This is a genomic window from Micromonospora sp. PTRAS2 (assembly GCF_054052245.1).
This window is the reverse complement of sequence record NZ_JBSWBU010000006.1, coordinates 242,116-263,770: the sequence shown is the minus strand read 5'-3', so window position 1 is coordinate 263,770 and position 21,655 is coordinate 242,116. Positions and strand designations below refer to the sequence as shown.

Annotated in this window: 8 protein-coding genes; 2 read left to right on the top strand and 6 right to left on the bottom strand. The window is 75.7% G+C overall.

What is annotated here, in order from left to right:
• Positions 1-2: 2 nt before the first annotated feature.
• Genes ACVMYR_RS20935 through ACVMYR_RS20925 form a run of 3 tightly spaced genes read right to left on the bottom strand, consistent with a single transcriptional unit; the run spans position 3 to position 2,729 of the window.
• Entirely contained in the window at positions 3-665 is a 663-nt protein-coding gene (locus ACVMYR_RS20935; protein ID WP_077937371.1) for a LuxR C-terminal-related transcriptional regulator, read from the bottom strand.
• Positions 662-1,888 (bottom strand): sensor histidine kinase, encoded by a 1,227-nt coding sequence (locus tag ACVMYR_RS20930; protein WP_457122487.1) that lies wholly within the window; start codon positions 1,886-1,888, stop codon positions 662-664. Before ACVMYR_RS20930 ends, ACVMYR_RS20935 begins: the two co-directional genes overlap by 4 nt.
• A complete protein-coding gene (locus ACVMYR_RS20925; protein WP_457122486.1) occupies positions 1,866-2,729 on the bottom strand; it encodes a hypothetical protein in 864 nt (287 codons plus the stop codon). Before ACVMYR_RS20925 ends, ACVMYR_RS20930 begins: the two co-directional genes overlap by 23 nt.
• Positions 2,730-3,032: 303 nt before the next feature.
• Here ACVMYR_RS20925 and ACVMYR_RS20920 point away from each other — a divergent pair, with 303 nt between their 5' ends.
• Positions 3,033-3,947: an AfsR/SARP family transcriptional regulator gene (locus tag ACVMYR_RS20920; protein ID WP_457122485.1), complete on the top strand. Its 915-nt coding sequence runs from the start codon at positions 3,033-3,035 to the stop codon at positions 3,945-3,947.
• Positions 3,948-3,977: 30 nt separating this feature from the next.
• Complete coding sequence (locus ACVMYR_RS20915) at positions 3,978-4,943, top strand: GlcNAc-transferase family protein (RefSeq protein ID WP_457122484.1); 966 nt, start codon at positions 3,978-3,980, stop codon at positions 4,941-4,943.
• Here ACVMYR_RS20915 and ACVMYR_RS20910 read toward each other — a convergent pair.
• The 3 genes from ACVMYR_RS20910 to ACVMYR_RS20900 all read right to left on the bottom strand — a co-directional run bounded on the left by ACVMYR_RS20910 (position 4,832) and on the right by ACVMYR_RS20900 (position 21,652).
• Entirely contained in the window at positions 4,832-5,608 is a 777-nt protein-coding gene (locus ACVMYR_RS20910; RefSeq protein WP_457122483.1) for a type VII secretion system-associated protein, read from the bottom strand. The genes ACVMYR_RS20915 and ACVMYR_RS20910 overlap by 112 nt on opposite strands.
• Before the next feature lie 6 nt (positions 5,609-5,614).
• Positions 5,615-6,679, bottom strand: a complete 1,065-nt coding sequence (locus ACVMYR_RS20905) for a hypothetical protein (protein ID WP_457122482.1) — start codon at positions 6,677-6,679, stop codon at positions 5,615-5,617.
• Positions 6,680-6,829: 150 nt separating this feature from the next.
• The gene (locus ACVMYR_RS20900) at positions 6,830-21,652 is read right to left on the bottom strand and encodes a hypothetical protein (RefSeq protein ID WP_457122481.1); all 14,823 of its coding nucleotides are present in this window, start codon (positions 21,650-21,652) and stop codon (positions 6,830-6,832) included.
• Positions 21,653-21,655: the final 3 nt, after the last annotated feature.

Here is a 21,655-nt window from a genome sequence, read left to right as displayed (position 1 = left end):
GATCAGTGGTCGTGGTTCAGCCAGAGCAGGACGGCCTCGGTGCGGTTCTGGACGCCGAGCTTCGCGAAGACGTGGTTGAGGTGGTTCTTCACGGTCTTCTCGGTGAGCCCCAGCCGGCGGCCGATGGCGGCGTTGGTGATGCCGGTGCCCAGCAGGTCGAGCACCTCCTGTTCGCGCCGGGACAGTCCGTACCTGCGCAGCGCCGACTGCCGGGCCAGGTCGCGGTCCCGGGCGTCGTCCGGCGGGGGCTCGTGCCGGCGCAGCGCGGTGACCGCGACGGAGGCCGCGGTGGGCGACAGCCAGCTTCCCCCGGCGGCGACCTCCCGGACGGCGTCGAGCAGGTCGTCCGGCCGGAACTGGCCCCAGACCAGATAGCCGCCGGCCCCGCCGCGCAGCATCCCGGAGACGGTCCCGGGATCGGTGTCACTGGTCAACGCCAGGATCCTGGTGTGCGCGCTCAGGTCGCCGACGACCGAAAGCCCGTCGGCGACCGGCATGCGGTAGTCGAGCAGCGTCACGTGCGGGCGCAGGCTGGTCACCAGCCGCAGCGCCTCCCGGCCGTCCGATGCCTCGCCGACGATCCGCACGTCGGACGCGGCGGCGAGGAAGCCCCGCACGGCCGCCCGGACGATCGGGTTGTCGTCCACGACGACGAGGTCGATCATGCCGGTCGGTGCGCGGCGACCGGCGCGGGTCGCGGCACGCCGACCTCGACCGTCAGGCCGCGCCCCGGGCTGGAGCGCACCGTGGCCGTGCCGCCGACCGTGCGGGCGCGCTCCGCGATCCCCAGCAGGCCGTAGTGGCCCCTGGCGCGCAGCTCGGTGAGGTCGGCCGGCACGTCGAAGCCCTTCCCGTCGTCCTCGATGGTCAGCCGGAGCACCGTGCCGGTGTGCGCGAGGCCGACCGTCACCCGGCCGGCCTCGGCGTGCCGCTCGACGTTGTGCAGCGCCTCCCGCAGGATCCGGCTCAGTTCGTAGCGTACGGCCGCCGTCGGGTCGACGTCCTCGGCGGTCAGCCGCACCGGCGTCCCCGTGGCCGCCGACCACTCCCGGCAGATCCGGTCGAGGCTGGCGGCGAAGTCCTGGTCGGCGTCGTCGAGGCGGAGCCCCTCGATCAGGTCGCGCGCCTCGCCGGCGGCGGCGTCGGCACCGGCCGCGACGACGTTGGCGAGCTGTTCGGCCAGCTCCGGGCCGCTGCGCAGCGACGCCGGCAGGGCCAGGGCGGCGAAGGAGACCCCCCGCAACGTCTTCGCCACCGAGTCGTGCAGCTCCCGGGCCAGCCGAGCCCGCTCGGAGGCCGCCGCCGACCGCTGCGCGACCCCGATGATGTCGACCAGCATGTCCACGTGCCGCACGGTCGCCTGCGTCACCCACGCGGCGACGATCCCCGTCACGACGGTCGCCATCGGGAACGCCACCACGAACGCGGACACCTCCGACGGCACGTCGTCGGCGCGCAGGATCCGCGCCGCGGCGATGAACCCGAGGAGCGCGTCCACCGCCCACAACGGCCAGGCGCGGGTGCCCAGCAGCACCCCGGCCAGGGCGGCGCCGCCGGCGGCGAACAGGAAGAATGCCGCGCCGCCGGCCTGGAGGGCGAGCACCGCACCGAGCAGCAGCGCGTCGAGGGTGAGGGCGGAGCCGACGAACCGCACGCAGTGGGGGTGCCGGGAGAGCACGGTCACCTCGACGGTGGTCGACAGCACGACGAGGCCGATCACCATCAGCAGCCGGTCCGGGCGCTCGACGATGAGCAGGCCGGCGGCCGAGGCGGTGACCGTGACGATCGCCCGCCCGAGCAGGACGGCGCGGCACAGCGCCGCCACCGCCGCCAGCCGCTCGACCTGGGTGGCCGGGTGGATCCGGTCAGCCGACGATGGCGATGTCATCGAGGTAGAACCGGTTGACTTGTGGGACCTCGTCGGCGGCCACCACCAGGTCGATGCGGGTCAGCGAGGCGGCGCCGGTCAGCTGACCCAGCCGGACCGAGTAGTTGGTCCACCGGTCCGCGCCGGCGCTGACGGTGACCATGCCGCGCCCGGCGGGGGAGACGGAGACCCGCAGGACGGTGCCGTAGTCCCGGCCGCCCCACACCCGGAACCGCAGCACGTCGTCACCGTCGATGCGGACGGGCCGGGCCGCGATCAGCGCCATCTCCGTCTGCGGCAGCCCCGGCCGGGTGCGCTCCACCCGCAGGCCGACCTCGCCGGTGTCCGGGACCTTCCAGCCGGGCAGGAGCTTCAGCCCGTCGCCGGTTGCCCGCCAGCCGTTGCCGAAACCGGCGTTGTAGACGCCGCAGGAAACCGCCGCGGTGAGGGTGACGTCGTTGCCCTCGGGTTCGGCGGCGCAGCGAGGCGTCGTGCCCGACGCGGTCGACCCGGAAACGGGACGCGACGCGGAGCCGCCGGAGGGCGTGGCCGCGCCGGACCTCGGCGACGCGGCAGCCGACGACGGCACCGGGGTCGGCGAGCCGGACGAGGCCGGTGGGCCGACGGGCGTGCTCGCCGGAGCCGACACCGCCATCGGCGGTGGGCTCGTCGCCGGCGGGTCGTCGTCGCCGGGCCCCATGATCAGAGACGGCAGGGCGATCGTCGCCACGGCGACGCCGACGAGGAGCGCGCCGAGCTGGACGCGACGCTGGGCCTCGCCCCGGGGGAGAATGTGCCGGTCGGACCCGGCGGCGTCCTCTGTGGACGAATCCTTCCCGCCCACATCGTCCCCCGTCCCCATGATTCGGGCACGATACCGGCCGCGGCGGAAGCGGAGCAAGTTGAGCCGGAGCAGATTGACGCGGTGTTTCCGTCCGGTGTCCAGCATGGATACGAACAGCGCATTCCCGCCGGAAACTGTCGTCCGGCGATCCGGCCCCGCCATTGCGAAACGACGGCGGGGCCCGCGAATTGGGCCCCCCACAACGACCGCGGTGGGCACTTGGACCCATCGTCGCCGTAAACCGCTGACCTATGTTTTCCGGCGTCCACCCGGCGGCGGCCGGGAAGACGGTTCGTCGAAGCTGCGCAAAGGCGGTCAGCAATGGTGGGGACAGAACAGATGGAACGGGTCGCCGTCGGCGGAGCGACCGCGGCGCGCCTACGGGTGTCGGTCCTGGGCCGGCTCCGCGCCTGGGTGCACGGCAGTGAGATCGACCTCGGCCCGGCGCGGCAGCGGGCCGTGTTCGCGGTGCTCGCCGCCCGCGCCGGCCGGGCGGTCGGCCGGGACGAGCTGGTCGAGGCGGTGTGGGGCGCCTCCCCGCCGGCCACGGCGGTCGGCAGCGTCTACACGTACGTCTGCGGGCTGCGCCGCCGGCTCCAGCCGGACCCGGCCCGCCCCCCGGCCGGCGACCTGCTCACCTCCACGCCGCACGGCTACGTGCTGCGGCTGCCCGGCGACGCGCTGGACGCGGCGGTCTTCGAGCGCTGGCGGGCCGAGGCGGCGGCGAAGGTGGCCGCCGGGGACGCCGAGGGCGCCATCGGGCGGCTGGGCGACGCGCTGCGGTTGTGGCACGGCGACCCCTACGCCGGGCTCCGCGCGCCGCACCTGGAGTGGGAGCGGGAGCGGTTGACCGAGCTGCGGCTGGCCGCCGCCGAGCAGTGGGCCCGGCTGCTGCTCGACCGTGGCCGCGACTACGGGCTGGTGGCCGAGCTGGCGGGCCTGGCCCGCGCCAACTGCCTGCACGAACCCGTCCACGAGCTGCTGATCCGGGCGCTGCACCGGGCCGGCCGCCATGCCGACGCCCTCGTGGTGTTCCGGCGGCTGCGGCGCACCCTGCGGGAGGAACTCGGCGTCGAGCCCGGTCCGGCCCTGCGCGCCGCGTACCGCCGGGTGCTGGCGGCGGGCGGGCGTCCCCCGGCCCGGGCCGAGGCCGCCCCGGCGTCGGCGGCGCGCGGCCACGGCCGCGACCACCCGGTCCCGTTCCGGCACGACCTCGCCCCGGCGCGCACGGCCTGACCGGGAAGCCAGACCAACCAGGGAGCAGGAATGACCGAACCGGCCACCAACAGGACGATCTTCGTGTCCGTGGCCTCGTACCGCGACCCGGAGCTCGTCGCCACGGTCCAGGACTGCCTGGCCAAGGCCGACCGGCCCGACAGCCTCCGCATCGGGGTCAACTGGCAGCACGCCGACGGAGAGGACATCTCCGCGCTGCGCGGCGACGCGCGGATCAGGATCGTGGAGTTCGACGCGGCCGAGAGCCGGGGCGCCTGCTGGGCCCGCGCCGAGGTCATGCGGCTCTACGACGGCGAGGACCACTTCCTCCAGATCGACAGTCACACCCGGTTCGCGCCGGGCTGGGACAGCAGGGTGCTGCGGCACGCGGCGGCCACCGGCGCGGCGAAGCCGATCGTCACGTCGTACCTGCCGGCCTACGAGCCGGGCACCGACTGCGACGGCACGGGCGAGCCGACCGTGATGGTGTGCGAGAGCTTCACCGACGACGGCATCCCGCTGTTCGGCCAGCGGGCCATCGACGGCTGGCAGCAGCTCGCGGGCCCACCCCGGGCGCGGTTCGTCTCGGCGCACTTCCTCTTCGCGCCCGGGTCGTTCGTCACCGAGGTCCCGTACGACCCGCGGGTCTACTTCATGGGCGAGGAGATCAGCCTGACCGTCCGCGCGTACACCTGGGGTTACGACCTGTTCCACCTGCCGGACCTGCTGGCCTGGCACTACTACCTGCGGCAGGAGGACGCGAAGCACTGGACCGACCACACCGAGCCCGGGGCGGGCAAGCCCTGGTGGGCGCGGGACCGGGCGAGCCGCCGCCGGGTCGTGACGATGCTGCGCAACGCGACGCCGGGCCCGTGGGGGTGCGGCCCGGCGCGCACGGTCGCCGACTACGAACGGTACGCGGGGATCGGGTTCCGGTCGGGCACCAGCTCACCCGAGTGCCGCTCGGGCGTGGAGCCGTCGTCGGAGGCCCCGGTGGGCGTCGGCGCGGCCGGCTGAGCGCCGTCGCCGGGGCGGGCCGCGTCGCCGTCGGCCGGGGGAGTGTCCCACCGGACGACGGCGACGCGGTCGTCGGCGCGCAGGCAGCGCCCGGCAGCGGCGCTCACCTCCGCGTCGGTCATCAGCACCGTCTCGCGGACGAACTCGCCGGTCAGCCGGGTGGCGGCCGGGCCACCCGGGTTGACCAGCACGTCGACGCCGTCGACCAGCAGGGTCACCAGGTCGTCGAGGTCCCCGCGCCGCCACGCCGGCGGCGCGCTGCGGGCCCGGTGCGCGGGCCCGGTCGCCACCACCACGCAGGGCACGCCGTCGGGGGACCGGGCGACCAGGGGCCGCCCGTCGCCGTCCATGCCGATGTCGAGGGCCGAGTCGCGGAGGACGAGCTGCAACTGTTCCGCGTCGGCCCGGTGGGACATGACGAGCCGCAGCACGGCGTCCAGCGGATCCGTCGGGGCGTTCTCGTCGCTCGGCACGTAACCGGGGTTCGCCCGGAACGCCCCGATGTCGCCGCCGTCGGTCACCGGCCACCCGCCGACGACCACCTCCAGCGGCGGCACCTCCTCGCCCGGCTCCGGCTCCCAGGCCGGGTCCATCAGGAGGAAGTAGTGCGCGGCGTCGTGCGGCAGCTCAGGCTGCATCTCGGCGGCCTCTCGGGTCGGGGGCACCGGGCCTCACCGGGCCGGAGCCGCGGCGACGGTCCAGGCGGGCGGCTGTTCGACGGGAGCGGTCAGCGCCACCATCGCGCGGTGCGCGGCCACCGAGTCGACGACGGGACGGTCACCGGCCGACCGTAGGTGCGCCATCAGCTCGACGTCGGGGCTCAGGCCGTGACTCTCCAGGTAGTACGCCACGGTGTCGGTCCAGATCCAGGCCCCGTCGGTGCGGTAGCTCATCGGCACCACGTCGCCGCGCCGCGGCTCGACGACGTCGGGTGCGCCGGCGGTCGTCGCCATCAGCACGTGCCCGGCGCGCAGGTAGGACAGGACGCGGTCCCGCTCCGGGCCGGCCGGCAGCACCTCGTGGCCGGGGTCGAAGCGCGGCCCGGCGACCGGGTCGACCCGGTCGAAGACCCGGGCGATCGTGACCGGGCCGGCGGGCCGCGCGGCCCACAGCAGCGCGGAACGGCCGCGCGCGAGCCGTTGGTACGGCGGCAGCGCGGTCGCCGGACCGTACACCTCGACCTGCGGGTGTTCGACCCCGGCGGACCACAGCGCGCCCTGCACGGCGGCGGCGATGCCGGGCTGCCCCTCGGGATCGGCCGTGGTCTCCAGCAGGTAGACCGGCGCCGGCCGGCCCGGGTTCGTGGCGTTGGGCGCCCGCCACGCCCGCCACAGGCCGACGGCCCCCGGCGCGGCGGCCGCCACGGCGACGGCTGCCGCGTCCGGGCCACCGTCGGCGGCCACGGTCGACGTGAGGTCCAGCACCACCGGCACCATCGTGGCGGAAGCCCCGGGCAGCAGCGGCGCGAAGGCGTACGCCGGCAGGGCAGCCGCCCGCCCGGCGTCGCGCGGGGCGGGATCGTCGACGTCCGGCAGGGCGGCGGCCAGCAGCGCCGCCTCGGCGGCGTCGACGGTCAGCCGGCCCGACCCGACCGCGGCGCGCAGCGCCCGGGCCACGTCCTCGACGCGCCCCTCGGACAGCCGTTGCCGGGCCCCCGTGACGACCACGTCCGACACCCGTCCGGCCAGCCTGAGCAGCAGTTCGTGGTAACGCCCGAGCGTCGTCGGTTCGGTCATCGCCCGCCTCCCGTCCTGTCGTTGCGCCCCAACCTACGGCGGCGCGGCGTCCCGCGAGCCGTGCCCGCGCATCGTTGCCCCGGCAGCGCGGTGGACTGCCCGACCGCACCGCGCCCCGGCCGGGCGGGCCGCCCCGGCCGGGCGGCCGCGTCAGGGCGGCGGCCCACCGGCCGGCCGGCCGGAGCCGGGGAACGCCACGAGCGTCCCCATGTCGGACACGGTGATCTTGTGCTTGTCGGTGAGCGACACCCACGTGGTCTGCGTGCCGCCGTACGCCTCGCCGTCGTGTCCCCACGCCTGGACGCTGCGCACGAACTCGTACACCGCGCCACCCGGCCCGGGATAGCGGGCGCCGCTGCACGACACGAACAGCAGCGGCGCCTGCCTGCCGGAGGGCGCCTGGAGGAGGGCGCCGGACTGCCACACCAGGAACGCCAGCTCGTTGCCCCTGAGCTTGCGGTGCGCGCCGCTGGCCGCCAGCCGGACGAGGAAGCTCGCCGGTTCGGCGTGGGCGCTGATGTAGAACAGTTGCCGCTGGCCGAGCCCCGCGCGACCGCCGAACGGGGTTGGCAGCTCCTGCTGGAAACTGTCGGGGTCGCCGTCACTGGTCTGGGCGTAGTGGTCCAGCGGGTCGTCCTCGGCGACATCCTGGAACTCGTACCAGATCCTGGTGCTGCCCTTGATCGGGAAGACGATGCCGACGACCCGGTCCGCCTTGCGCACGACGACGTGTTCGACGTCGTCGATGGTCAGGGGCTGTCCCCGCCTGGTCGGCTGGTCCGCGGCGGTCGGCGCGGTGACGGCCAGGGGCACGGCCGGTGCCGTCGGCGGCGCCGGTGTGAGGTCGCCCGGCGACTGGGGGATCTGCACGAACATCCCCATGTCGGAGACAGTGATCTTGTTCTTCTCGAAGATGGACGGCACCAGCCGCTGGGTCGGCCCGTACGCCTCGCCGAGATGTCCCCACTCCTGCACCTGCCGGAAGAAGTCGTGCGCGGCACCGCCCGGGCCCGGGTAGCGGGCGCTGGAGGGCGTCAGGAACAGGATCGGCGCCAGCGCCCCGGAACGCGCCCGCCGCAACGCGCCGGTCTGCCGGACGAGGGCGGCGAAGTCCCCGCCCGTGAGCAGTCTGGTGCCGCCGCCGCGCAACGCCACCGCGAACCTCGTCGGGTTTCCCTGGGTGTAGACGTACACCGGTTCCCGTCCGTCGAACGCCCGACGGCCGCCGAAGGGCATCGGCAGCTCCTGCTCCTCGCTGTCCGGTTGGAGGCTGGTGGTCTGCGTGTAGGACCCCAGATCGCCGTCCTGATCGATCCCCAGCACGCTCTCGGGCATGTGCTCGCGGTCGCGGGGCTGAACGGGGAAGACGACGGCGACCACCTTCCCCGAGCTGTCCGTGAGCACGATGTTCTCGGTGTCGCCGATGCCCAGGTCGGTGTCGCCGGTGGGGTCCGGCGTGCCCGGTCCGGCCGCCGACACGTCCCAGGAGACCGGGTCCTCCCCGCCGGCCGGCACGGCGTCGGGGCGCGCCGGGAGCAGCGCGGCGGCGAGGAACTCCTCACTCGTCAGGCCCGTCGCCGGGTCCACGGTGAACGTCCTCCACCGGTCGGCGGTGGTGGGCTCCGCCGGTCGGCCCCGGCCGCCGTCGCGCCGGGTGGGCGCGACGAACGCCCGGCCGTCCGACGTGGTCCACGCCGTACCCTCCGGGGCGGTGACGGGTGTGCCGGGCAGCAGCCGGGCGAGCTGCTCGGCGAAGCCCGACCCGGCCGCCGTGCGCCCGGCGAGGAGCAGCACCGGCCGCCCCGTCCAGCGTGGGTCCGCGCGGATCGCGTCCGCGAGCTGCGTGGGTGACAGCGGCGTGTCGCCGACGACGATCCCGCCGGCGTCGCCGTCGGCGAAGACGACGAACGTGCCGTCGCGGGCGGGGAAGCGTCGCGCGGCGTCGAGGGCGGCGGTGTCGTCCGGGTCGGCGAGCAGCAGCCCGGCCGGCACCGGTCGCGGGGCCACCGGTGCCGTGGCCGGGCCCCACGGCACCGCCACCGGGCCGGGCGCCGTCGTCGGCTGGTCGAGGTGGGGTCCGACGCTGGTGGTGGCCCCGGCGCCGGGGGTGATGTGGTGCCAGACGGCGGTGCCGGCGGCACCGGGTCGGGGGCGGCCGTCCGCGGTGTAGACGGTGGGTGCCGTGAAGGTGTGGTGGTCGGGCGTGGTCCAGGCGGCGTGGGTGGGCGCGGTGACGGGCACGCCGAGGTGGTGGGCGAGCTGGGTGGCGAACCCGTCGGGTCGGGCGGCGGTGTCGCAGCTGACGAGGGTGACGGCCTGCCCGGGACGCCAGGCCGGGTCGGCGCGGACGAGGGCGGCGAGCTCGGCGGCGGTCAGCGTGGCGTCGGCGGCGGCGAGGTGGGTGGGGGTGCCGTGGGCGAAGACGAGGTACCGGCCCGAGGTGTGCGGGTGGCTGGCGGCGAGGTCCAGGTTGGCGGTGTCGGCGGCCGGCAGCCAGACGAGGCCGGCGGGCACGGGTGTGGACACGATCGGGCCCGGACCGGCGGCGGTCGGCGGCTGGGCGAACCGGACGGCGGCGGGCGCGTCCACGTCCATCCCGTCGCCGTCGCCGTCGCCGTCGCCGTCGTCCAGCTCCATGTCGTCGCCGGCGTCGGCCCCCTCGTCGTCGTCCGAGTCGGCCGGGTCCGGGGCCTCGTCCATCGCGTCGTCCATGGCATCGTCGGTCGTCGCGTCGTCGTCCGAGGCGGCGTCGTCGAGGTCCTCGGTGTCCATGGCGTCGGCCCCGCCGTCGGACTCCGACTCCGCATCGGCCCGGCCGCCGCCCCCGGTGTCGCCGTCGCCGGGCCCGGTGGCCGCCGCCACGGGCGGGGGCGGGTTGGCGGTGGTGTGCAGGTGCCGGTACAGGCCCCGCGGAAGGGTGTCGCCGAACTGGCTGGTGAGTTCGTCGAGTCCGACGCTGGGCCGTTCCATGTCCATGACCGCGCCCAGGGCCTCCAGGTCGACGGTGGACGCGGCGCGGGCCAGCAGGTCCGTGCCGTCGGAGACCGCCGTGAAGTTGTCCTGACCGTCGTAGTTGGACATGAAGTAGTCGCGGCGGGTCGTCGCGGTGGCCTGGACCGGCCAGGGGTCGCAGATCACCGCGTCGGCGCTGTCGGGGTCGCCGATGACCACGAACGCGTGGTCGAGGCTGTGGTTGATCTGGGTCAGCCGGACCCCGGGCAGCAGCTGCCAGAGCAGCGAGAACGCCAGCGCGGCGTTCTCGCCGCAGTTGCCGGTGTGCAGGTGCGTGGCGACCACGCCCTGCTGGGCCAGGCGCACGGCCGGATCCTGGTCCGGGGTGAAGTAGTCGCCGCTGCGGACCTTGCCGAGATACTCGTGGGTCAGCCCGCCGGTGCGGGCCACGTGGTCGACCTGGTTCGCCGAGCCACGGTAGAGGTGCCGCTTCGTCGTCTCGATCACGTGGTCGCTCACCATGAGCAGCAGCTTCTGTTGCTGCTCCGGGGTGCCGGCGAGGGCCTGGAGCTGCTGCTCCCGCTCCGCCTGCCGCTCCGAGCCCCGGGCCTCCTGCAGGTCCTGGAAGGCCTGCCACGCCTGCTGCTCCCAGGACGGCGGCGGCGGTGACGGCGCCCAGCTGACCGGCCCGGCCACCGCCGGGTGCGCCGCCCCGCCCAGGCGTGCCCCGTCGGGACGGGAGTCGACCTGACCGGTGTCCGGATCCACCGTCAGGGTCCGCCACTGGTCGGCCTCCGTGCTGGGGGCCGGCCGGGGACGTCCGTCGGCGTCGTAGTCGGTGCCCGCCACGAACGCCTGACCGTCCCCGGCCAGCCACGCCGTGCCGTTCGGCGCGGTGACGGGCGTCCCCGGCAGCAGGCCCGCCAGCGTTTCGGCGAAGCTCGCCGACGGTGCCGCCCCGGCCGGCGACGCGGCCGTGTCGCACGCCATCAGGACGACCGGCCGGCCACCCCAGGCGGGGTCGTCCTGGATCATCCGCGCGAGTTGCGCGGGCGTGATCCGGCGGTCGCCGACGACGAGGTGCTCGGGCGTGCCGTGGGCGAAGACGACGTACCGGTCGGGGTCGGGCGCGAAGGCGCGGGCGGCGTCGAGGTTGGCCCGGTCCGACCCCGGCACCAGCACCCGTCCGGCGGGCACGGACAGGTCGACCACGTCGCCGGGCGCGTCCCTCCGCGCCCACGGCACGGGCTCCCGGGCCGCCTGCTGCGCGGCCGTGGTCACCTTGGTCGCCAATTCGGTCGTCTCCCCGGCGCGCAGGGTCGCGCTGCGCTGCTGCCGGGTGACCTCAGGCAGGGCCGTGTCGAGGGCGGCCGACCACTGCTCGGGGCTGCCCGCCGCCGCGTCCGCCCGCGCGAGGCCGTCGGCGGCAGCGGTGAGCGCGGCCCGGGCCCGGCCGTGGGCCGACTTCGCCGCGGCGTACGCCGCCCATGCCTCGCGGGCGGCCAGGCGGGCGGCGGCCGAGTGGGGTTCGGCGGCGGCGATCCGGGCCGCGCCGTCCCGGGCCGCGGCCTGCGCCCTGGCGACCTCGGCGGTCGCCTCGCTGACGTCCTTCGCGGCCCGGTCGAGCTGCGCGACGGCCGGGTGGACCGACGCGGCGTACGCGTGCAGGCGCTCGGCCGTCTCCCGGGCCCCGTCGAGCGACCCGGCGGCGGTGGCCAGCGCCTCCTCGGCCCGGCTGAGGGCGTCCTGCGCGGCCGACTGGGCGTCCCTCGCCGGCTGGAGCCTGGCGGCGGGCACCTTGCCGGCGAGTTCGGTGACCTTCGCTGCCGCCAGCTCGACGGCCGCGCGGGCGTCGTCGTACGCCGTGCGCGCCTGCCCGTCGGCGGCCTCGGCGGCGGCGATCCCGGCCGTCGCCGCCCGGTCGAGATCCGCCGTGCGGCGGTGCGACCGCGACTCCCCGGTGAGCCGGCCCGCCTCGGCCGACGCGGCCGTGACCTCGGCGCTCAGGTCGGTGAGGGCGACGTCGAGGGCGGCCATGTCCTCGATGCCGGCGATCTCGGCCGCGTCGACCGCGTCCGCCGCGGCCTGCACGACGAGTGCGTTCAGGCGCGCGACCTCGCTCGCGTGGTGCTCGACGTGTCGACGTTCGGCGTCGAGCCGACCGCGGTACTGCTCGGCCGTGCCGGCGTGGGACGTCGCCTCGGCGAGGGCCCGGGTGGCGTCGGCGAGGGCGCGGGGGGCGTCGGCCATCCCGGCCTCCGTGGTGGACCGGGCCGACTCGGCGTCCGCCGCCGCGTTGCCGGCCGAGTCCCGGTGCCGGGCCAGCAGCAGCGCGGTGGTCCTCGGGTCGGCTGCCGTCCCGTCGGCGGCCTGCTTCGCCAGATCGGAGGCGGCGGCGATGGCGGTGGCGATCGTGGTGGCGCTGGCCTGTGCCGTGGCCTCCGCCTGGCGGGCGTGCCGGGCGACGCCGTCGGTGTAGGCGGCGGCCCGCGACGCGACGTCGGCCGCTTGGCGGGCCGCCCGGTCGAGCAGGTCGAGCTGCTGGGTGGCGTGCAGGGCGCCTTGCAGGGCCTGCTGGGCGGCGGACCGGGCGGCGATCGCGCCCCGCAGCGCCTGGGTCAACGCGTCCCGCCGTTGCCTGGCCCGCTGCGCCGCCGGCGTCGGCCGGTCGGTGACCAGGGGCGCGATCTCCGCGAGGGCCCGCTCGCCAACGGTCAGCGCGGCCTGCCGGTCCCGTCCGGCCTGCTCGTCGAGTGCCTTCGCCTCGCCGAGGGTGGTCAGGGCCTGCCGGGCGAGGTCGGCCACCCGCCGGTGCGGCGGGCCGACGTCGGCGGCGGCCTGGTCGACCTGCGCCGCCGTCCGGGTCGCCGCGTCGGTCAGGTCGGTGACCGCGTCGACGGTCCGTTCGATGCTGCGGCCGATGCCCGTCAGCTCGAACAGTGCGTGCTCGGCGGTGGTGTCGAAGGTGTGCAGGGCGATGGCGGCCGGCGTGACCTCCTCGACGACGATGTGTTCGTAGCGGTCGTTGGTCGTGCGGCTGACCACCTCGAAGCGGGCGCCGGGCAGGAAGAGCACCTCCTGTTCGCCGGGCTTGGCCGACAGCGGTGTGATGTCCCGTCCCGAATGGCCGTCCAGCCGCAGCTCCAGCAGCACCGGATGGGTGGTGCCGTCGGCGGTGTAGCCCGCCAGGAACTCCTCCGCGACCCTGCTCCGCCGGCTCGCGCTGCTGAGCGTGCCGAAGGTGATCTGGGTGCCGCCGTACTGGCCGAGTTTCCCCGACACCGGGTCGCCCAGCTTCCCGGCGGCCCAGTCACTGCGCCAGACCGTCATGCCCGTCGCGGGCGGGAGCAGTTGGATGGCCTCGATGGCCATGTCGAAGTGCGCCCGCATCTCCGCCTCGAGCTCGGCCGCCAGGGCGCTCGCCCGGTCGCGCAGCTTCTGCCGGTAGGAGTCGGCCTTGTCGTGCTTGTCGGGGTCGGCCTGGAACTGCCCGAGCAGCTCGACGACCGCCGGGTCCGTGCTGACCGCCGAGGGGATCTCCTGGGGCGCAGCGCCGAGGACCATTTCGACGAGGCGGTCGACGCTCCTTCGCACCGCGCGTTCGAGGAGCAGGCCCGACGCGACGGTGCCCACGACGGGGGCGGGCGCGACGGCGTTGAGCAGGCTGTGGTTGCTGCCCGTGTACGCCTGGAGCGCGGTGAAGTGCGCCGGGGTGAGCTGCCGGGTCAGCGCCCGGGTGTCCATCCCGTTGGTGGCGATCCAGTCGAGCATGGCCGGCGACGCCAGGTGCGGCTGGCCCGCCGCCTGCCACAGCTCGTACCGCCTCCTGCCGGCGCGCGCCAGGTCGCCCGGTGTGATGCTCTTGAAGCCGTGTGCCTCCGCCTTGGCCTGGTAGGCGGCCTCGTGCGGGAGCATGCCGGTGTCGGCGAGGCCACGCAGGGTCGTGACCGGCAGGCCGAGCGTGGCGAGGGCGTGGTGGACGTCCTCGGCGCTCGTCGCCTCCGACACGACGGGCCCGACGTCGACGATCTCGGCGCCGCGGAGGATCTCGTACAGCGAGTGGTCCTCGGAGGTGAGCATCCAGGCGGCGATGGCCAGCAGGAAGTGCTCCGGCGCGACGCCCGGGACCTTGAGCCAGGCGAAGGCGGCGAGCAGCCGGGCGGTGGTGCCGGAGATGCCGGCGACGACCGGCAGGCCGGTCTTGGTGTGGGTGTGGCGGTACCACAGCGAGGTGGTGTCGTTGTCGAACCAGGCGCGTCCGCCGACCCAGGGCAGGGGCAGCTCGACCCCGAGGGCGCCCTCGTCCGTCCAGCTGCTCTCCGGCTGGGCATGGCGCTGCTCGGTGCCGTCGGCGGTGGTGACGGTGAAGGCCCTGCGCCCGGGGCCGGTGAGGTAGCGGCGTTCCCGGTCGCTGAGCGCGGCGCCGAGGGCGGCGAGCTGCCGTGGGGTGAGCTTGCCGGGCACGCCGAGGTTCTTGGCGAAGTCGGCCGTGCCGAGCCGGTTGGAGCGGCCCGCCTGGCTGGCGGTGATGGCGGTGGTGTCGGCGGCCGGCTTCTTCGACAGGGCGGTGATGTTCCCGAGGGCGAAGGGGTCGAAGGCGTAGTTGTAGCCCTTGCCGACGATGCCGGCGATGCCCTGCATGACGGTGCGGTTCCAGCCGGTCAGCTGCCGGCGCAGCTTCCGCAGCGCGGCGCTGTCGAGGCCCAACGCGTCGGCCCGGGTCCAGTCCTGGTCCGCGACGATGCTCTGGACGACCTTCTTGAGGGTGGCCTCGGGGCCGGCGTCGTTGTAGTAGGCCGCGTTGTAGAAGGCGGTCATGAGTTCACGCAGGTTGCCGTCGCGCAGCAGCGCACGGACCTCCGCGTCGGTGAGGTGGTCGCCCACCTGGCCGGCGCTGGTCGGGTCGTCCTTGACGAACGAGCGGCGCACGCCGTCGGGACGCCCGTCGTTCGCGTACGCCTCCAGGACCTCACGCAGCCGTTCGACGGTGGCCTTCGCGGCGTGCTGGACGTGGGGGAGCTGGTAGAGGTGGGCGCCGAGGTCGCGTTCGAACCGGGTGGCGTGTTCCCGGTACTCGGCGGTGTCGAGGATGGGCCGGGCGCCGTAGGGGCGGCTGTCGGGACTCCAGGCGACCGGGTGCGGCGGCGGCGCGGAGGCGGTGGTGTGGGGCGGAGCCGACCCGGCGAGGCGGGGTCCCAGGTCGTCGACGGCGAGGAGGTCGTCGGCCGTGGGGGTGAAGGTGCGCCACCCGTCGTCGGGGCCCGGCTGCGCCGGCCGGGGCCGCCCCTCGGCGTCGAGGACGGTGCCGGCGACGAGCGCCGAACCGTCCGGGGTGCTCCAGGCGGTGCCGGTCGGGGCGGTCACCGGCACGTCGAGCAGGCGGGCCAGCGCGGCGGCGAAGCCGGTGTCGGCGTCGGCGGCGGTGCGACACGACATCAGCAGGATCGGCCGGCCCTGCCACCCGGGGTCGTCCCTGATCAGCCGGGCCACGTCCGCCGGGCTGCGGCCCCGCCCCCCGCCGAGGTCGAGCTCGTGCGGCGTGCCGTGCGCGAAGATCACGTACCGGTCGGGGTCGGCCGGGAAGGCCCGCGCGGCGTCGATGTTCGCCCCGTCGGCTGCGGTGACCAGGACCCGTCCGGCGGGGACCTGCTCGTCGACGACCGGGTCGGTGACCCAGCCGATGGTCAGCTCGCCCTCCAGCGGCGAGGCGGCCGGCCCGAAGGTGTTGGCGGCGTCGAACACCAGCACGTCGAGGTCGTCGAGAAGTTCGTCGATCAACCGGGCCAGCTCCTGCGACTGGCCGTACCGGTCGTCGATCTGCTCCGCCAGGGACCGGACCGCGTCGAGGGCCGAGTCGGCGCTGCCGATCTCCCACTCCGCGTTGGCGACCGCCGTTTCGACCCGCCGGAGGTCGTCGGCCAGGCCACGGATCTGCGTCGGCAGGTGGGCGTGCGCCGCCTCGGCCTCCAGCATCGCCCGGGTGGCGGCGTCCCGGTTGCGGGCCAGCGCCGCCGACCGGACCAGCAGTCCGTCGTCGTCGGGCAGGCCGTGGGTGAGCCGGGCGGACTCCTGCTCGGCCGCGGCGAGCTGCGTGACGCCGTCCTCGATGGTGTCCACGGCCTGCCCGGCCTCGTCGATGGTGCGCGGCCCCGACTCGGTGGCGGGGAAGTCGGTGAAGAGGACGTGCTGCGCCTGGCCGAGGGCCCGGTTGGCGGCCAGGGCCTCGTGCTCCATGGCCTCGAGGATGTCGTGGGCGTCCTCGCCGGCCTGGTACAGGTCGGCCCAGATCCGCTCGGCCTCCGTCACGATCGCGCGGGCGTTGCCCGGGTCCTGCGCCCGGTCCTCCAGGTCCCGTACGGCGACCCAGGCCCTCGCGATCGTGTGCTGGTAGTCGGCGGTCGTCCGCTGCGCCGCCAGCACCCTGCTCCGCCGCTCCCGCACCGACCCGTCGGCGTCGGACGGGGCCGTGGACCTGTCGAGCAGGTCACGGAACCTCGCGATGGCCGCGGTCAACCCCGGCTTCAGCGCCCGCACCTGCTCGGCCAGGGCGGGAACGGTCTCGGCGAGACTCCGGACGGCGACGCCGAGCCCCGACACCTCCGCGACGGACCGCTTGGCCTCGGCGACGAGCGTCTCCCGGGCGACCCCCTCGGGCTCCACCTCCCTCACCATGATCTTCTCGATGCCGGCGGTCTCGTCGATCTCGCGGGACGTGACGACGAAGCGGGCGCCCGGAAGGAAGAGCACCTCCTGCTCGGTGGGTTTCGCCGAGAAGGGGGTGATGTCCCGGCCGGCGTGACCGGCCAGCTCGATCCCGATCAGCACCCGGTGGCTGGTGGCGCTGTTGGTGTACCTGGCCAGGATCCCCCGGGCGACGCGCTCGTCCCGGCTGGCGCTGTTCAGGCCGGAGAGGGTGAGGTCGTCCCCGCCGTAGGCCGAGAACATCTTCCCCAGCGGGTTGGTCAGGCCGCCGGCCGCCCAGTCCGCGCGCCACACGACGCCCTTGTCGGCCGGGGGGAGCTGCCGCAGCGCGTCGACGACCATGTCGAAGTGCGCCCGTAGCTCGGCCTCGACGGCGTCCCGGATCTCCCGGCCCCGGTCCTGCGCCTGCTCCCGCGCGGTGGCGATCCGCTCCGGCGTCCGGTCGGGGTCGGTGGCCATGTCGTCGTGCAGGCCACGCAGGACCGGGTCGTTGGCGAGGATGGTCGGGATCTCGGCCGGGACGAGGTCGATGAGCAGGTCGACGGCCTCCCGGATCTTGTGCTCCAGCAGCAGCTCGGCGGCGAGGTCGGTGAACGGGCCGGCGGGGGCGACCGCGTTGAGCAGACTGTGGTTGGAGCCGGTCCACACCTGCAGGGCGAGCAGGTGGGCCCGGGTGAGCCGGTTGGCCAGGGCCTTCGGGTCCACGGAGTTGAAGTTGAGCCACTCCTGGGTGAGCTGCTTGGCCGTCGCCACGTCGTAGGCGGCGTTGGCCAACTCGTCGGCCACCTCCAGGGACCCGTCCAACTCGTCGGACGTCACCGCGGCGTAGCCGTGCGCGGTGTGCGTGGCCCGGGCCTTGGCGAAGTAGGCGGCCTCGTGCGGCAGCAGCTGCTCCAGGAGCGCCGTGTCGGCCAGGTCGACCGCCGGAGGCAGCCCCTCGGGCGCGGCCGCCGGCAGCCGGTGCTGCGGATCGCCGACCTGGCGCAGGACGGGGGCCGGAACGCCGAGGGCGGCGAGCGCCTCGTACACCTCGTCGGCGGCCATGGTGGACACCGGGGGGCCGCTGCCCACGATCTCGGCGCCGCGCAGGATCTCGTACAGCGAGTGGTCCTGGAAGGTGAGCATCCACGCGATGACGGCCAGCAGGAAGTCCTCGCGGCTGACCCCCGGCACGTTCAGCCACTCGAACGCCATCATGAGCCGGGCCGTGGTGCCGGAGATGCCGGCCGTCACCGGCAGGCCCGCCTCGTGGTGGGTCCGGCGGTACCAGACCGAGGCGAGCCGGGAACCGGTGTCCAGCACGACGCCGGCCCGGCCGCCGATCCAGGGCAGGGGCATCTCGACGCCCAGCGAACCCTCGGCGGTCCACGAGGCGTCGGGCTCGGCGTGGACCGTCCCGGTGCCGTCCGTCTCGACGGCGGTGAAGGGCCGACGTCCCCGGCCGGAGAGATACCTCTTCTCCCGGTCGCTCAGCGGCGCGCCGAGCGAAGCCAGGTGGGTGGGGGTGAACTTGCCGGGCCCGCCACGGTTGGCCTGGTCGCCGTGGCGGGCGATCCGGTTGGCCTGGCTGCCGCCGAGCGCAATCAGGTCGGTCAGCGGTTTCTCCGACTGCCCGGCCACGCGGCCGAGGGCGAACGGGTCGCCCTCGCCGAAGGTGTGCCCCCGGCCGGCCAGCTTGGCCAGCCCGCCGATCAGCGCACCGGAGAGCGTGTCGAGCTGCTTGTGCTGGCGTTGCAGGGCCGGCACGTCCAGCCCGAGCTGCGCGGCCCGGTCCCAGTCCGCGTCGGCGAACAGCTCCTGGACGACGGTCTTCAGGGTCGGATCGGGCGAGGCGTGGTGAAAGTAGGCGGCGTTGTAGAAGGCCGTCATCAGCTCGCGCAGGTTGCCGTCGTCCAGCAGCTCGTCGACCTGCGCGGCGCTGAGGTGGTCACCCACCTGCCCGGCGCTGGTCGGGTCGTCCTTGATGAACGAGCGCCACACGCCGCCGGGACGACCGTCGAAGGTGTCCAGCACCTCCCGGAGCCGCGCGACGGTGGCCTGCGCCGCCCGCCGCACCCGGGGTAGCCGGTACAGGTATGCCCCGAGCTGCTCCTCCAGGTGGGTCGCGAAGATCAGGTGCTCGGTGGTCTCCAGGACCGGCCGGTTGGCGTACGGCCGGCCGTTGCCCTTCCACGCGACCGCGTCCCCGGCCGCGTCCGCGACCGGGCGGGGCGGGGTGCCCGGCAGGTCGGCGCCGGCCTCCTGCACGTGGGTGTCGCCGGGGGCGTCGCTGGTGAACGTGCGCCACCCGTGGTCGGCGTCCGGCTCGGCCGGGCGGGGGCGTCCGTCGGGGCCGTAGGCGGTGGCCGCGACGAACGCGTGCCCGCCGGGGGTCGTCCAGACCGTGCCGGTGGGGGCGGTGACCGAGGTGCCGGGCAGCAGCCGCGACAGCTTGGCCGCGAAGCCGTCGGCGTCCGCACCCGTGTCGCAGGACATCAGGACGATCCGCGGTGGACGGTCTGCCCCGAGCAGCTCGGCGAGCTGCTCGGGCGTGACCCGCCGGTCGCCGAGCACCAGGTGGTCGGGGGTGCCGTGGGCGAAGACGACGAGCTCGCCGTCGCGGGCGGGGAACGAGCGGGCGGCCTCGGCGTGGGTCGTGTCGTACGGGTCGACGAGCGCCCACCCGGCCGGGACCGGCTGCGGCCCGTCGGTCGGGGCCTGTGGTGGCCCGTCGGTGGGGGCCTGCAGTGGCCCGTCGGTCGGGGCCGGCCTGACCTCGCCGCCCGCAGGCATGGTCGGCGGGGGCGGCTCGGCGGTGGCCCGCACCGGCTCGGTCGACCGGGCCGTCTCATTCGACCGGGTCGCCTCACTGGACCGGGCCGTCGCACTCGACTGGGTCGCCTCGGTCGACTGGGCCGGCTTGGTCAACCGGGTCGCCTCGGCCGGAGGGGCGACCGGCCCGGGCGGGGCGGTCCCGACCGGCGGCTCGACCGGCCGGACGACGCTGTCGGCGACCTGCGGTGGCGGGCCGGCGGCGGAGCCGGTGGCGGTGCGCGGGTCGGCGTCGCGAGGGGGGTGTCCGCGCCGCCGGGGCGGACTGGTGGTGGCTCCGCGCGGGGGTGCGGTGGTGCCGTCGCGGGCCGGGCCGGTCGGCGCGGTGGTCGGGCCCTCGGCGCCGGTGGCCGGGCGGATGGTGCCGGTGGCCGGGCCGGTGGTGCCGGTGGCCGGGGCGGTCGTGGCCGGCGCGGTGGCGGTGGTGGCGGCCTCCGGCACGGCCGCCGGGCCGCCCGGCGGGGTCGGGCCGGTGGGCGTCAACTGGGTCACCACGCCGGGCAGGCCGTCGCCGTCGGGCCGTTCGTCGGCCGGGCCCGTCGGCACGGGCGGGCCGCCGAGGGGAGCCGGGCCGTCGAGACCGCGCGGGGTGCCGGTGGGCCCGGCGGTGACGCCCTCGGCGTCCTGGGGGAGCGGGCCGCCCCGCAGGCCGGTGTCCACGGGCGGGGGCAGGTGGCCGCCGGGGCCGTGCGGGCGCGCCTCCGGGTCGCCGGGTCGGGTCGCCGGGTCGCCGGGCCGGGTCGCCGGGTCGCCGGGTCGGCTCTCCGGGTCGCCGAAGTGGCTCTCCGGGCCCGGGGAGCGGTGCTCCGGGCCGTCGAGACGGTTCTCGGGGCCGGCAGGGCGGTGCTCCGGGTCACCGACACGGTGTTCCGGGTCGGCCGGACCGGGTGTGTCGCCCACCGGGGACGGCGTCTCGCCAGGGTCGGCGCGCCCGGGGTCGAGGGTGGACGGCTGCTCACCGGGCCGCTGCGGCGCGTGCTCGGGACCGCGGGAGGGGCCGTCCCGGTCGACGGGCGGCGTCTCCCCGTCGGTGGGCGGGTCGACGGGCGGCGTGTCCCCGTCGGTGGGCGGGTCCAGCGGCGGCGCGTCCCCGCCGGCGGGCAGGTCACCCGGGCCGGTGGGCGGGCGGGTGACGGACTCGTGGGTGGCGGGCGGACCGGTGACAGGCGCGGGGTCCAGGGGCGCGGGGTCGCCAGGCGCGCCGTCTCGGGTCGGCGGCGTCTCGTCGCGGGTCCGTGGCCCGGCCTCGGCGACGGGGTCCCGGGTCACGGGCGGGGGTTCGCGCCGGCCGGTGGGGTCCGTCGAGCCGCCCGTGGTCGAGCGCGGCTCCGGATCGTCGTCGACGTTCGTCGGCGGGCCGGGGCGCTGCGCGCCGGGCTCGCGCCCCTGTCCCCCGGGCAGCCCACCGTCCGTCACCGGCAGCGGGCCCCCGGTCACGTCGTCGTACGGGAGCGGCTGCTCGTACGGGGGCGGGTCGCCGCCCGGCCCCTCGGCACCGGACTCCCCTGCCGGGGAGTCGTCGCCCGGCCGCCACGGGTCCTGCCCGGGGCCGGACCGGTCGGTCTTCGGGCCGTCCAGGCCGGCCGGGTCCCCGATGCCGTCTCCGCCCTGGCCGTGGCCGCCGGGCCCGGACTGCGGCCCGGGGCGGACGTGCTGGCCGAGGTCCTCGGCCCACTGCTGGGTGAAGCCGGTGATGACGGACGAGGTCACCGTGGCACCCGGGTTGAAGTCGCCGCCGAGGATCCCCCAGAGGAAGGTCTCGCCGAGGAGCTCGCCGGCTGCGGCGAAGATCTCCTGGCCGTACCGGTGGGTGCCGACCTTGGGGAACCACTTCGCGCCGGCCTGCATCACGCCGCTCGCCGTCGCCCCGATCAGCATGCCGGCGAGGAAGTCCAGCAGCACGTCGTTGCCGTCGATCTTGTCCCGGTTGCCCTCGGCCATCTGCAGGCCCTGGGCGGCCAGGCCCTGCCACAGCTCCTCGAAACCCTCGCCGATGGCGTCGAACGTCAGGTTGGCGATGCGTTGCAGGATGCGGTTGCGCAACTGCGCGATCAGGGTGCTGACGATCTCGCTGCCGGTCCGGATCAGGGCCGGCACCATGAAGGCGCTCGCTCCGCCGGACAGGGCCAGGAAGACGTCCCACAGCGTGGTGAACATCGCGATGGCGATGTTGTACTGCGTCTGCTCCGCGTCGAGGGCGAAGTCGTAGGCGCTCTGCCCGAGGGCGGTGGAGATGTCGCCGGCGACCGGCACGTTCGTGGTGAGGCTCTGCGCGAAGTGCTCGAACGCCTGCGCCGCGTCGCCGCTCAGGAGCGCGGGCATGTTGCCCGCGAGGCCGGCGGTCCCGGCCACCTCCTCGTTGAGGGTGTTGGTGAAGGCGAGCAGCTCGTCACCCATCTGGCGCAGGGCGGTCGGGTCCGCCTCCGGGTATTCCTCGCCGACGCCGTAGAGGATGGCGTCGTAGACCCACTGCCATTCCGGGTCGGTCGAGATGTGCAGGTCGGGCATCGG

Bases quoted from the DNA above. Each gene is read 5' to 3' on its own strand.
- ACVMYR_RS20915 (WP_457122484.1), top strand. From the start codon at position 3,978: ATGACCGAACCGGCCACCAACAGGACGATCTTCGTGTCCGTGGCCTCG.
- ACVMYR_RS20900 (WP_457122481.1), bottom strand. From the start codon at position 21,652: ATGCCCGACCTGCACATCTCGACCGACCCGGAATGGCAGTGGGTCTAC.
- ACVMYR_RS20905 (WP_457122482.1), bottom strand. From the start codon at position 6,679: ATGACCGAACCGACGACGCTCGGGCGTTACCACGAACTGCTGCTCAGG.
- ACVMYR_RS20930 (WP_457122487.1), bottom strand. From the start codon at position 1,888: ATGACATCGCCATCGTCGGCTGACCGGATCCACCCGGCCACCCAGGTC.
- ACVMYR_RS20925 (WP_457122486.1), bottom strand. From the start codon at position 2,729: ATGGGGACGGGGGACGATGTGGGCGGGAAGGATTCGTCCACAGAGGAC.
- ACVMYR_RS20935 (WP_077937371.1), bottom strand. From the start codon at position 665: ATGATCGACCTCGTCGTCGTGGACGACAACCCGATCGTCCGGGCGGCC.
- ACVMYR_RS20920 (WP_457122485.1), top strand. From the start codon at position 3,033: ATGGTGGGGACAGAACAGATGGAACGGGTCGCCGTCGGCGGAGCGACC.